At 53.1% G+C, this 12,961-nt stretch carries 8 protein-coding genes; 6 read left to right on the top strand and 2 right to left on the bottom strand.

Features of this window, described 5'->3' with window-relative positions; genetic code table 11:
• Positions 1 to 110 precede the first annotated feature (110 nt).
• Together PSR63_RS07660 and PSR63_RS07655 are read right to left on the bottom strand one after the other, a co-directional pair.
• A complete protein-coding gene (locus tag PSR63_RS07660; RefSeq protein WP_274332130.1) occupies positions 111 to 1,277 on the bottom strand; it encodes a YbaY family lipoprotein in 1,167 nt (388 codons plus the stop codon).
• Between the two features lie 50 nt (positions 1,278 to 1,327).
• Positions 1,328 to 2,416, bottom strand: a complete 1,089-nt coding sequence (locus tag PSR63_RS07655; RefSeq protein WP_274332128.1) for a substrate-binding domain-containing protein — start codon at positions 2,414 to 2,416, stop codon at positions 1,328 to 1,330.
• A 530-nt stretch (positions 2,417 to 2,946) separates the two neighbouring features.
• On the opposite strand from PSR63_RS07655, the gene PSR63_RS07650 reads away from it, so the two are divergent.
• From PSR63_RS07650 to PSR63_RS07625, 6 genes are read left to right on the top strand one after another with little or no spacing between them, the layout of a single operon-like run.
• On the top strand, positions 2,947 to 3,888 hold the full coding sequence (locus PSR63_RS07650) for a DUF1559 domain-containing protein (RefSeq protein WP_274332126.1): 942 nt from the start codon (positions 2,947 to 2,949) through the stop codon (positions 3,886 to 3,888).
• A 48-nt stretch (positions 3,889 to 3,936) separates the two neighbouring features.
• Positions 3,937 to 4,380, top strand: a complete 444-nt coding sequence (locus PSR63_RS07645; RefSeq protein ID WP_274332124.1) for a hypothetical protein — start codon at positions 3,937 to 3,939, stop codon at positions 4,378 to 4,380.
• A 44-nt stretch (positions 4,381 to 4,424) separates the two neighbouring features.
• Positions 4,425 to 8,051, top strand: a complete 3,627-nt coding sequence (locus PSR63_RS07640) for an exo-alpha-sialidase (protein WP_274332122.1) — start codon at positions 4,425 to 4,427, stop codon at positions 8,049 to 8,051.
• 9 nt (positions 8,052 to 8,060) lie between these two features.
• Positions 8,061 to 8,996: a dihydrodipicolinate synthase family protein gene (locus tag PSR63_RS07635; protein ID WP_274332120.1), complete on the top strand. Its 936-nt coding sequence runs from the start codon at positions 8,061 to 8,063 to the stop codon at positions 8,994 to 8,996.
• Positions 8,997 to 9,030: 34 nt separating this feature from the next.
• Positions 9,031 to 11,628 (top strand): sodium:solute symporter family transporter, encoded by a 2,598-nt coding sequence (locus PSR63_RS07630; RefSeq protein WP_274332118.1) that lies wholly within the window; start codon positions 9,031 to 9,033, stop codon positions 11,626 to 11,628.
• The gene (locus PSR63_RS07625; protein WP_274332117.1) at positions 11,625 to 12,803 is read left to right on the top strand and encodes an AGE family epimerase/isomerase; all 1,179 of its coding nucleotides are present in this window, start codon (positions 11,625 to 11,627) and stop codon (positions 12,801 to 12,803) included. Before PSR63_RS07630 ends, PSR63_RS07625 begins: the two co-directional genes overlap by 4 nt.
• The last annotated feature ends 158 nt before the right edge of the window (positions 12,804 to 12,961 follow it).

Genomic DNA, 12,961 nt, shown 5'->3' with positions numbered 1-12,961 from the left:
GTGTTCCCCAGCGAGAATCTTGGTATCCAACGGCTTGTCTTGACTGGCAAGCTGCTAGTGATGCTCACCTGAAGAAGGTAAGCAAAACGCTGTTCAACGGGATTCAGTCGCTATCGCCGTGCCTGCATATTGAGTTGATTGAGCAGTTCCATTCTGGAATAACGCAGTTCAGCAAAGCGTTGAAGCCAGAGATCAGTTTCCGTAGTAGTCGGTGGGTGCCCAATAATCTCGGTGAAGACGCGATTTACCCAAAGCACATTGTTGCCGCCGGACCGGTTGTAGTATTCATCGGTGGCCATCAACTCAAGGGAAAGACGTCGCATACGATCGTTGAGGATCTGACCAGTCTGGTACCACGCCGCGATTTCCATGGAGTTCGGCATGCGTCCGAGGTAACGCTGGTAAGCATTCACGATAGCTTGTTGATTCGCGTCAACTGAGTTATACCCGACCGTAACGACAGAACCGGTGTTGGCCTGCGTGTATTGCGTTGCCACTGGACGCAGCAATAAACGGGTCGTTGTGGGATTGCCGCGCGTCAGCACGAGAGGAGGTTGGACGGTATCGTAGATCGTTCGCCCACCCGAAGTGATCCATGCCCGTAATCGGTAAGTATCGTTGTTTGAAATGTAGGCCGGATCGTAATTCAATTGGAAGGGAATATCCCCAATACCATAACCAGATGCCCGGAATGAATACTCGCCATTGCGGACGACGTAGAATGGTCGACTTACGTTCTCCAAGCGAATCGTGACGACGGCATCCGCAGGCAATCTTCCACTTTCTACCGCCAGAGTGCCGGTAAGACCTGCAGGGTGATCCTGGAGTTGTACATTCAGAGACCTTAGTTGCCCAATTCTCTGGTAGTAGATCAACATCTGAACACGCCCGAATCGATCTGCGTGTTGATTCAGTTCCTCCTGGAGATCGAAGATTTGATTGCCTACGTTGCCAACTTGATCGCCAGCGACACAAACAATAATATCGCCCGGAACGATGTTAATGCGAGCCGCCGCCGAACCCGATTCGACTTGTCGAACCACTACGCCTGTGACGGAGTTTTCACCTTCGATTCCCAGGCGCCAGCGTTTGCGTACGCTGGAGCTTCCCACCCAGTTCATGCTGTACCATGAATCGGAAGGGTTGGCGTAAGTCGTTTGGACCGGCTGAACTCCCCAGCTCGTCTGAGCGTTCGCTTCACTGGCGATGAAGGCGACTGTCAATGTGCTCAGCAACGATGCAGCGTAAATCGGGTATTTCCGGATAGAGGCATTCATTAATTCGCTTCCTTGACGCTTAAATCTCATGGCCCATCATTCAATTGGTCTTATTCCGCCTTTTTCAATTCGGCATCCGTTACCGGAGGCGAATCCTCTTCGATAAGTTTTGATAATTCGTTGCGTAGCGTCGGAGGATCAAATGGGAAAAAACCAGCCAAGATATCCTGGGTCTGTCCCGTTTGTGCTAAGGCATAACGAATGAATTCCTTATTGGCAGCTACCTTGTCTTTGTTTTGGCCAAGGTCCATGACAAGGGTTAAGGGACGAATCATGGGATACTGGCCAAGGAGAACTTCGTGTTCATCTCCGTCATGTATTACGTGCTTGTCTTCAAGTCCTAATCGCTTCACCGATGGATTGGTATGTTTTAAGTCCGCAATGCCAATGCCCTGGGGGTTCTCTGCAATTGCAGAAATAACTTCGGCGTTCGCCCCAACATTCTGGGCGTGCTTCCGCATGTTGTGGGTGTGAAAAAGAAAGTCTTCGATATACCTTTGAGTGCCACTATTTTTGTCTCGACCGATGATCTGAACGGGCTTGTCTGCCAAATCTCCCTCCACGGCAACCGTGCTCCAAGTCGGCTCGTTGGATGCATCTCCCCGACAGAATAGGGAAACAAGCTGTGGATAGGTTATCGACTCGAGTGGGTTGCTTTTGTGGACGTAAACGCCCATAGCATCTCGAGCAACGTAAATCGCTACAGGGCGTTTCAGCCCCATCGACTTCAACTTATCCAGATCCTGAGGCGTGACTGGACGCGAAAGCATGCCAATACTTGTTGGATTCTTTGACAATCGATCGAAGACCGTTTCGGAGCCTTCAGCTGAGATAACGATGTTTGCTTCGGGATGGAACTTTGTGAATCCAGTAGCCCAGCCGTGCACGAGAGCGTCCATCGTCGTCGAACCAAACAGATCGATCTCACCTGAAATCTCTTTGCCTGGCAGGTAGGGATCAATACTGTTGAGGATAGCGCGTACTTCCTCGACGGATAATTTGTTGTTTTCCGCCGGGGGGATCTCCATCGGGGACGCTGGGGGCGTCGACGGCTGCTCTTCAGCACGGGCGATCTGGAAGACACCAAAGATGGCAAAAACTGCGAAGAAGAGTACTAAGTCGCGAAAGAACTGCGGCATGCTAACCTCCGTGTATGAACACAACTACGCAAGCATTAAAGCTCATGTACTTTGCTTGGGAAACCCCAGTTTCCTATTTTTAACGACCAGGACTAGGTTGACTACTTTTGGTGCATAAACCGCAGTTTGATTCTCGTATTAACACTGATCAGGAGGTAGAAGGCGTGATCCGATCCGTCCTTCTCTGCCGGAGCTTAGTAGCGTTCTGATTTGGCCGACCCAAGGAAACTACGATCGGTGATTGCTTCTCAGTGCGAGCGAAGATGACCTCGCAGGAATTAGCAGTGCGTTAGTTGTCTGATCACCTACACTCTAATATTGCTGGCTGCTGGTTTCGGTTTGATTGGTAATTGACTTTGCGCATTCACGCGTGCGATTGCCGGTGCTTTGCTTTCGCCCGTAGATCCAGAAATAGCCCGGCTGCCATTTGCGCACATCGGAATGCTATTTTTCGACAACGTGGAATCGACTTCGCTTCTATCTTATTTGAAGCTTCATTTTTGTAAGTCTTTTCATTGGGGGTCGAATTCATGGCAAATCGACGTGGTTTCACGCTGGTCGAGTTGCTGGTGGTCATCGCGATCATCGGCGTGTTGATTGCATTGTTACTGCCAGCTGTACAACAAGCTCGCGAGGCAGCTCGCCGAATGCAATGCACGAACAACCTAAAGCAGCTCAGTCTGTCGTTGCACAATTATCATGACACGCTGGGGTCCTTTCCTCCTGGTTGGATTTACTTGGCCTCGGGCCGCGGAGCGTCAACGCTCGGTTCTCCGTCGTTCGGCTGGGGAACGTTCGTACTTCCGTACATCGAGCAAAGTGCCCTGTTCGATCAAATAAACCCAGGCATCGTGAGCTATGGCAGCGTTCCGACCGACTTAAGCGATACCAGATTAGATGCTTTTATCTGTCCTTCGGACAATCCGCCCAGTCCCGTCACTTCCGGCAGCTATGCCTTAGGGGCATCGAATTACAGCGGGGTTATGGGGCGGTTTGATGTCCTGGTAGCTGGTACCTTTCACTCGCCAGCGGTAGCTGCTTCGTCCAATCCGTTTTACGGCCGCTCTGATGACGACAATCTGAAATTCAAGCCTGATGGCGTCTTTGGACCCAATAGCAAGATCAGCTTCGCGGATATTACCGACGGAACGAGCAATACGCTTTCGTTTGGAGAAAAGAGTCAGTTACATGGCAACGCGAAGGCCGTCTGGATGGGGCCTCGTTTGGATAAGTGCGCCGCGTGCTCCGTTGCTGCCGTCTTTGGAACGGTGGGTGTGGTGGACTTTGCCATCAATGAAGATGGAGGCTCGGATGGATGGCGCGAAGAGCGGGTCTTCACAAGCCGTCACCCAGGGGGTGCCATCTTCGCCCTCTGCGATGGATCGACTCGTTATATCGCCGAGACGATCGATATGGCCACCTACTCAAATCTTGGTCAACGCAGCGATGGCAATGTCGTTGGCGACTTTTAAGATCGCCTGCTGCTATTCAACCGACAACACAATAGAAAGGAGCCTGAGATGCGTTTATGTTTGGGTATCTCGATTGTCCTGCTTTCGTTGGTCGCGACAGCAGGCTGTGGTTCAAACCAAGGTTATCCCGACCTGATTCCTGTCACCGGAAAGGTCACGCTCGATGGAACACCCATCGCCGGATTGCGAGTCAACTTCGAGCCCATGGAAGGACGCCGGTCGTCCGGTGTCACCAATCAAAGTGGCGAGTATGTCCTGCAGTATATGGATCAGAAGAAGGGGGCTGTCGCTGGCCAGCATCGGGTAACAATTGTCTGGACTGGCGAAGCTGAAGATGAAACCGAAGGAGAGTCCGTTCCGACAGACGACCCAGGGAGCAATTCCGGAGTTGTGATCCCTTCCCGTTACAATGCCCAGTCACAGCTAAGAGCGGAAGTGAATCCACAAACGAATCGCTTTGATTTCGATCTTACTGCCCGGCGACGACGCTAAGCGATGTTTGCCATCGATCCCTCCTTAAAGTAGTGCCTTGCCCAATGAAACGATCCACTTCAAGCAAATGCTCGATCGTGCTACTCGCTCTGTTTGCGTTGATTTGCTGGTCAGTCACGACCGCAATTGCCCAGGAAGCGACGACGGGCCATCCTTTGACCCTAAAAGCAGGATTTGAGTCGCTTACTCCTGGTCCACTTGCCGAAGGTAGCGATGACTCTGGCACTTGGAACGCAGAAGCAAATCAAGTCGTAGTTCATACGGCGCATCGTCGAAGTGGGAAGGCGTCACTACGGCTGCTTGGTGGGACAGAACGTGAAGTCATCTGGACTCCCAATTCATTCCCAGGTCGAGCAGACAGACTTGAATTTTGGTTTGAACGCTGGACTGCTCGTAGTCCATTTGCTTTTCAAGTCGATTTGTTGGTGGATGGTCACTGGCAGACTGCCTACAACGCCCCGGGCAACGCACCGGTCGGAGGATTTAAGAATCACGTTTCGATCCCTCTTCCGGATAAATTGCCGAAGCAGATTCGTTTTCGTAGTACCACGCCTTCTAGCTCAGGGGTCATGATCGATGATCTTGTCATCGAACCGAGCATGCCGAAGCGCGTTGAGAGTATTACCGCCAGACAACGAACGGTGCCATTGCTGCTGCGGAACGAGTGGAATCCGGTCTTTGATGTAACGGTAAACGTCCAGGGAAACGAGGGTGGCTTGATGCTCGAAGCGGTGGAAGTCGCTTTGAGTGGTTCCATTGATCTTAGCGCCATCGACAAGGTAGAGGTCATCGCAAGTGCATCCCCGCGACCAGCATGGTTCAATATTGTCGATTTGAAGGACCATGCGGATCTCACGCTCTTTGGCAGTTCAACGGCGGCCTCCAGTGAGATGAAGCTTCAGGGACATGCTCCGCTTAACCGTGGAGAGAATCACTTCCTTGTGTCGGTGAAGTTGAAGGAATCGGCCGATGTCTCCCAGACACTCAGGGTGAGCTGCCCGGAAGTTACGATTTCTGGAAAGCAACATAGACCGGTTGCCATGGAGGAGTCTTCTCCGGTACGAATCGGCCACGCACTACGTCGCGCAGGAGACGATGGAGTCAACACCTATCGTATCCCCGGCCTGGCAACTACCAAGGCGGGCACGCTGATCGCAGTGTATGACGTGCGCTATCGCAATGGTGGTGACTTGCCAGGCGATATCGATGTCGGCATGTCACGTAGCACAGACGGCGGGCGTAGCTGGGAGCCGATGAAGATCGTCATGAACATGGGTGACGATCCTAAATGGAGATACGATGGTATTGGTGATCCGGCAGTTATGGTCGACAAGCAAACCGGCTCGATCTGGGTGGCTGCCTTATGGAGTCATGGCAATCGGGCATGGCACGGTTCAGACCAAGGCATGTCGCCAGAGAAAACTGGTCAGTTTGTCCTCGTCCGCTCCGACGATGACGGCCTAAGTTGGTCCGAGCCGATCCGTATTACCGAGCAAATCAAGAACTCTGAGTGGAACCTCCTCTTTAATGGTCCCGGTAAGGGCATCTGCATGGAGGATGGTACGCTCGTCTTTGCGGCGCAATATCGAGATAAAGACGGCGTTCCACACTCGACGATCGTCTATTCCCAAGATCATGGGAAGTCCTGGGAAGTTGGAGCAGGGGCACATCCAGAAACGACCGAGGCTCAGGTTGTCGAGGTTCGCCCCGGCGTCTTGATGCTGAATTGTCGTTACAACAAATCGCGGGCACGCGTCGTGATGATATCGGACGACCTCGGAGCTACATGGCAAGAGCATGCCAGCTCGAAGAAGCTTTTGATTGAACCAGGTGCCTGCATGGCGAGCCTTATCAATGTCGACCAGGAACTGGGCGAAGAACTGGGTGGATGGTTGCTCTTCTCGAACCCTGACAGTCTAGGGGGTCGTGAGAATATCACGATCAAAGCGTCCAGCGATAACGGCAAAAACTGGCCACAAGATAAACGTCTCCTACTAGATGAAGGGCTCGGGGCAGGCTACTCATGCATGACCATGATCGACCGAGATACGGTCGGCATCCTTTACGAAGGGAGCACGTCGAAACTTGTCTTCCAGCGAATACCAGTGAAGGACATCATCCTTCGCCAGTCTGATCATCGAGAAAAGAATGACACCAAGAAGGTTTTACAGCTTCCGAAGGTCTTCGGCAGTCACATGGTTCTGCAAAGAGAGCAGCCTCTGCCTGTTTGGGGCTGGGCGAAATCGGAAACGAAGGTTGTGGTGACACTCGATGGGGCATCTCTCGAAACAATGGCTGATAGGGACGGCAACTGGAAGGTTCAATTCTCAGCACGCGAGGCGAACGCTCAGCCGATTCAGTTGGTCATTAGTACGGACGACAAGACGATCCGTTTCGAGGACATTCTTGTTGGTGACGTTTGGTTTTGTGCTGGGCAGTCGAATATGGCTTGGCCGCTTCATGCCACCAACCATGGAGTAGAAGAGATCGCTGCGGCAGATATACCCACGATTCGGTTGCTCAACTTAATAGGGGGAGCCCCCGGGGTCCCAGGGACCAACGGCGAGAAAGAACTTGCCCGCCTTTGTCCAGAGGACTACAAGCAGGGTCGCTGGGCGGTAGCCTCGCCTATTGAAGCGAAAGACTTCTCTGCAGTAGCTTGGTACTTCGGTCGGGAAATCCATCGGCAACTGGATGTTCCCATCGGGCTTATCAATGTTGGCTCAGGTGGTTCGCCGGCCAGTGCTTGGATTCGACGCAATCGTCTTGCGGAAGATCCCAGGTTTCACGCTCTCGTCGATGGGAACTGGCTGGAGAACTCCTTGCTCAGTGATTTTTGTCGACGCCGCGGTTGGGAGAACCTCTTGCCGGCAATGCAGTCAGGTATTGCCCTGCCTGGTGACGAGTTGGGGCCGAATCATCCCTTCAAGCCGGGCTTCCTCTGGGAAGCCGCCGTCCAGCCAATGCTTCCCTTTGCGATTCGTGGTGTCCTCTGGTATCAAGGAGAATCGAATGCCGAGACTCATGACCGGGCGGTTCAACATCGATCACTTCTTCCGATCTTAATCCAAGACTGGCGTGACCAATGGGGACGCCATGACCTCCCTTTTCTGTTCGTCCAGCTCCCAGCGATCGAGCGTCCAGACTGGCCCGTGTTTCGTGAGGGGCAACGTCGTATTGCCGAGGAGATGGTCAACGTCGGGATGGCGATTACGATCGACACTGGGGATCGGAACGATGTCCACCCGCGTGACAAGAAAGTTGTTGGCCAAAGACTCGCTAGAATTGCATTGGGCGATGTCTATCGAGACCCATCAGTATCAGAAACGACCGGCCCACTTCTGAAATCAATGAAGATCGATGATGAATCTATCTGGTTGGCATTCCAGCACGTGGGCGATGGGCTTGTTTCTTACGACCAGAAATCACTTCGCCACTTTGAAATCGCCGGAGCCGATCGGCATTACTTTCCAGCTACGGCAACCGTGGAAGGGAATCGTGTTCGAATCACAAGCACGAAGGTACCCCAGCCGAAGTTCGCTCGCTATGCATGGATTGCCTATCCCGATACGCCGGTGAATCTATACAACCGCGATGGTTTTCCAGCGTCGCCGTTCTCAACCGACGAAGCTGTATTTCAGAAAAACAATAACGAAGTCGTTAACCGTTAGGAACGAACCTTGAGTACGCATAAACTAAGCGGTCTCGTTGCCGCGACTTATACCCCATTCAGCGCCGACGGGTCGCTCGCATTGGAAAGAGTTGGCCCGATGGTTGAACACCTGATCGAGGCCGGCAACCGCGGTTTGTATGTCTGCGGTAGCACCGGCGAAGGCGTTTCTCTTACCACTATGGAACGCTGCGAGGTGGCCGAAGCTTACGTGCAAGCAGCGGATGGACGCATACCGGTCTTTGTTCAGGTAGGGCATAACAGTATTGCAGAAGCAAGGCTCTTGGCTGCCCATGCTCAGCAAATTGGTGCCGACGCCGTTTCGGCGACCTGTCCCTCCTACTTCAAAGCAAACGATCAAGCCTCGCTCTTAGAAACGATCAAGGCGATCGCTTCGGCTGCTTCGAGTCTTCCTTTTTACTACTATCACATTCCTGTATTGACCGGCTCGTCGGTGGACATCGTCTCCTTCATGCAGGCAGCCGGTGAAGCTATTCCCAATCTTTTCGGGCTAAAGTATACCGATACGAAGCTGCACGAATATCAGCAGTGTCTGGAAATCAGTGATGGCAGATACGATGTCGTGTGGGGAACCGATGAGATGATGCTAGGAGCGTTGGCGACTGGTGCCAAGGCAGCGATCGGGAGCACGTACAATGTGATCGCCCCGACCTATTTGGAGATGATCGACGCGTTTCAGTCGCATCGGATGGAGGATGCTCAGGCACTACAAATGGAGGCAATCGAGCTCATTCGCGTACTTGGGCAATATCCGTTTCATTCGGCAATGAAGGAGTTACTTCGCATGCTGGGACACGACTTCGGGACATGTCGACTGCCTCAGCGCGAATTGACTCCTCGAGAGTCCGAGGAACTTCAGCAGAAGTTGCAAACGGTAGACTGCTTGGCTAATTTGGTGGCCGACTCAAGCCGCGATCGATCCTGATCGTTCGACATCGCGTCACCCGGAAATGCTATTCATGTTTTTTCGATTGCTTCACCTTAGTCTGCTGCTGATCGTGCCTTGCTGGGCCTGCCTGGGTGCTGTCCCTTGTCAGGCCGATACAGTGTTGGATTGGCACGAGTTGCCAGACCTTCCTAATTCGTTGGGTGTCGCTGGGCCTTTTGCGGGTGTTGACAACGAAGCATTGATTGTCGCTGGCGGGGCCAACTTTCCGCTCCCCGTTTGGGAGTCAGAGAAACAGTGGGTCGATACGATCTATCTTCTGGAGAGAAAGACCGAGGGCTATCAGTGGCAAGCCGTGGGCAAGTTGCCGAGATCGGTTGCCTATGGAGCCAGCGTTTCGACTCCCAAAGGATTGCTTTGCCTGGGCGGATGCGATGCTGAGAAAGTTTTCTCCGATGCCTACTTTTTGAGCTGGGACGGCGAGTTTTTAAAGACGACTCCATGTGCTTCTTTGCCGGAGCCGATCGCTTATGCGCAGGCTGTTTTGCTTGGTAACACGGTTTATTTGGTTGGGGGACAGTCAGCTCCAGAACTATCTTCGGCCGGTAATAAAGTCTGGACGCTGGATCTGTCTCAGCCGGGAGAGCCTCGCGACTTTCAGTGGAAGGAATTGGCCAGCCTGCCTGGGCCTACGCGAGCTTTCCATCAAGTCGCTGTACAACACGATGGCTTTCGCGACGCTATCTACGTCATTGGTGGCCGAAGAGAAGAGGCCGGGGAGACCCAGTTCCTAAAGGACGTCTGGCAATTGGTTCCCGAGACGAACTCCTGGCGAAGGCGTGGTGATGCTCCGCGAGTCATCATGGCAGGCGAGGCGATCGGTATCGGGCAAAGTCACATCTTCGTTCTTGGCGGAGCCGATGAAAGCAACTGGGGAAAGGCGGACCTGTTGAAGGATGACCATCCTGGATTTCCCCGGGAGATCTTCGCCTATCACACCATCACCGATACTTGGACGCAAGCTGGAGAGATGCCTGAGAACCTGGTCACGACAACAGCGGTTCGTTGGGGGGATTCGGTGGTTGTCCCCAGCGGAGAGATACGCCCGAGAGTCCGCTCGCCGCATATCTGGAAAGTGGACGTTCATGAGGCCGAGAAGAGCTTTGGCATCATGAATTATGTTGTCTTGTTCGGATACCTCCTGGCGATGGTGGGGGTTGGCGTCTACTTCACGCAGAAGAACAAGAACACTGACGACTACTTTCGAGGTGGAAAGCATATTCCATGGTGGGCGGCCGGTTGCAGTATTTTCGCTACGATGCTGAGTTCCTTGACGTTCACTGGCTTGCCGAGTAAAGCCTTTGCCCAAGACTGGGTCTATGCAGTAGGGAATTTCACGATTCCATTGGTCGCCATCTTGGCTGTTTACGTTGCACTACCGTTTTATCGTCGTATTGATGCGACTAGTGCCTATGAGTACTTGGAACGAAGATTCGGTTCCGTGACGCGTCGGTTTGCCAGCACCAGCTTTGTCTTGTTCCACCTGTTTCGAATGGCCATCGTCATGTCGCTAACGGCCTTGGCCCTGGCCGTTGCCACTCCGCTTACCCCGGCTCAATCGGTGCTACTAATGGGGCTCTTGAGTATTGCTTATTGCACTCTCGGCGGCATTGAGGCAGTCATCTGGACCGATACGATCCAAACGTTCGTCTTGTTAGGAGGCGCCTTGTTGGCGCTCTTTCTGCTGATACAAGGTGTTGATGGAGGAATGGCTGGATTCTGGGACATTGCTAGTTCTGCCGAAAAGTTGAATATCGTCAACGCCCACTGGGATGTGACCAATGCTCAGGCAGCATTCTGGGTCATTGTCATCGGGGCGATTGCCCAGAACATTTCTTCATACACAGCGGATCAAGCCGTTGTACAGCGATATGTCACGACGGAGACACAGCAGCTTGCAGCGCGATCGATCTGGATGAGTGCTATTCTAACGATCCCAGCCACGCTGCTCTTCTTCGGTCTGGGCACGGCATTGTTCGCGTTCTACCACAGCAACCCTGGCAAACTTGATCCACATATCACGACCGACCAGATTTTCCCGTTGTTCATCGCACGGGAGATTCCCGCCGGCCTCGCAGGCCTGATTGTGGCTGGTGTCTTCGCTGCGGCTCAATCGACGGTTTCGACGAGTATGAACTCATCTGCCACGACGATCGTGGTCGACTTCCTGCGACCCATGGCGTTCTGTTCCTCGGAACGAGGTTATTTGATCGCGGCCAGAGCCTGTACGCTTCTGGTTGGTTTGGCTGGAACACTTCTCGGGCTATTGTTTGTCGATCCGGAGATTCGGTCCCTGTTTGATGCGTTTGTGGTTGTGCTGGGGATCTTCATGGGCATCCTGGGAGGCCTCTTTCTGTTGGGGGCCTTCACAAGAAGATCAAATCAGTTTGGTGCCATGTGTGGAGCGTGTGTTGGTGCCGTCGTGATGTTCTGCCTCTGGAAGTATTCACGCATGCATGGCTACTTCTTCCCTGCTGCCGGACTCGGGGTTTGTTTCCTCACGGGTTACGCGGCCAGTTGGATGACTGGGCGTCCTGTCCAAAACCTCGCCGGACTGACGATCTATGATGTGCCATTGGCATCGGCAGAGGAGGGAGAGGCCGAATCATGAATAGCGACCGAAAAGCAGCTCTGTTGGATCAGTACCGCAACGGTCTCTTGGACGATACTTTGCCATTCTGGTTGAAACATAGTGTTGATCAGCAGTACGGCGGTTTCATCACCTCGCTTGATCGCGACGGGACGATTGTCGATACCGACAAAGGGGTATGGCAACAGGCTCGTTTTACTTGGCTGTTGGGAGAGTTGTACAACGAAGTCGAACCCCGTGAAGAGTGGTTGCGTCTGGCGGAAACGGGCCTTCAGTTTATCTCTGAGCATGCGTTTGACCCGGTCGACGGCCGGATGTGGTTTCATCTCACCAGGGAAGGGGAGCCTATTCGCAAGCGTCGCTACGCGTTTTCCGAATCGTTCGCCGCGATTGCTTTTGGGGAATTAGCGAAGGCTACCGGCAAGGCAGAGTATGCCGAGAAAGCACACGAGCTATTCCTGCGATTTGTGAATCACCATCCGGAGCCCAAGTTTACCAGCGTGCGTCCCACGAGGGGAATCGGCGTCCCCATGATCACGATCAATACGGCCCAACAACTCCGCGGTTCCATTGGACTCGAGGACGCGGACCTTTACATCGACCAAAGTATCGATGCGATACGTACGTTCCATGTGAAGTCAGAAATCGCTTGCGTGATGGAAACGGTTGGCAGTGACGGTGAAGTGCTGGATCACTTTGACGGTCGCACCCTCAACCCGGGACACGCTATTGAAGGTGCCTGGTTCATTCTTTGGGAAGGAAAGTACCGAGAGGATCAAGACCTGATCCAACTTGGCTGCCAGATGCTCGACTGGATGTGGCACCGCGGATGGGATGAAGAATATGGTGGTATCCTTTACTTTACCGGTGTCGATGATCGGCCTGTACAAGAGTACTGGCACGACATGAAGTTCTGGTGGCCGCAGAATGAAACGATCATCGCAACGCTACTGGCTTACTATCTTACCGGCGAAGATCGCTATGCTCAGTGGCATCAGCAGATCCATGACTGGGCCTACTCTCATTTTGCAGACCCACAGCATGGCGAGTGGTTTGGCTATCTCCATCGCGATGGCCGGCTCAGTTCAACCTTGAAGGGCAACCTGTGGAAGGGCCCGTTTCACTTTCCCCGGATGCAATTGGTCTGCTCTCAGCTGCTCCAGGAAATGACGAGCCCAACTACGCTTTCTCCATAGCAGTGGGAATACGCTCTTTCCGTTGGGATTCGGTATAGTCTAAGCTGTAGAAATTGAGATCTTCTTGTACTCTCCTAACATCAAGCGACGAGCGGCGAATCTGTCGGCTCGAGGATCCAAACGACGGCAATTTCTTCGGCTCATACGACACTTTCCTC

This window comes from Bremerella sp. P1 (genome assembly GCF_028748185.1).
Lineage (GTDB): Bacteria > Planctomycetota > Planctomycetia > Pirellulales > Pirellulaceae > Bremerella.
Note: the sequence above shows the minus strand (reverse complement) of the source record. Positions and strands in the feature narration are given on the sequence as shown.

Bases quoted from the DNA above. Each gene is read 5' to 3' on its own strand.
- PSR63_RS07660 (WP_274332130.1), bottom strand. From the start codon at position 1,277: ATGAATGCCTCTATCCGGAAATACCCGATTTACGCTGCATCGTTGCTG.
- PSR63_RS07655 (WP_274332128.1), bottom strand. From the start codon at position 2,416: ATGCCGCAGTTCTTTCGCGACTTAGTACTCTTCTTCGCAGTTTTTGCC.
- PSR63_RS07650 (WP_274332126.1), top strand. From the start codon at position 2,947: ATGGCAAATCGACGTGGTTTCACGCTGGTCGAGTTGCTGGTGGTCATC.
- PSR63_RS07645 (WP_274332124.1), top strand. From the start codon at position 3,937: ATGCGTTTATGTTTGGGTATCTCGATTGTCCTGCTTTCGTTGGTCGCG.
- PSR63_RS07640 (WP_274332122.1), top strand. From the start codon at position 4,425: ATGAAACGATCCACTTCAAGCAAATGCTCGATCGTGCTACTCGCTCTG.
- PSR63_RS07630 (WP_274332118.1), top strand. From the start codon at position 9,031: ATGTTTTTTCGATTGCTTCACCTTAGTCTGCTGCTGATCGTGCCTTGC.
- PSR63_RS07625 (WP_274332117.1), top strand. From the start codon at position 11,625: ATGAATAGCGACCGAAAAGCAGCTCTGTTGGATCAGTACCGCAACGGT.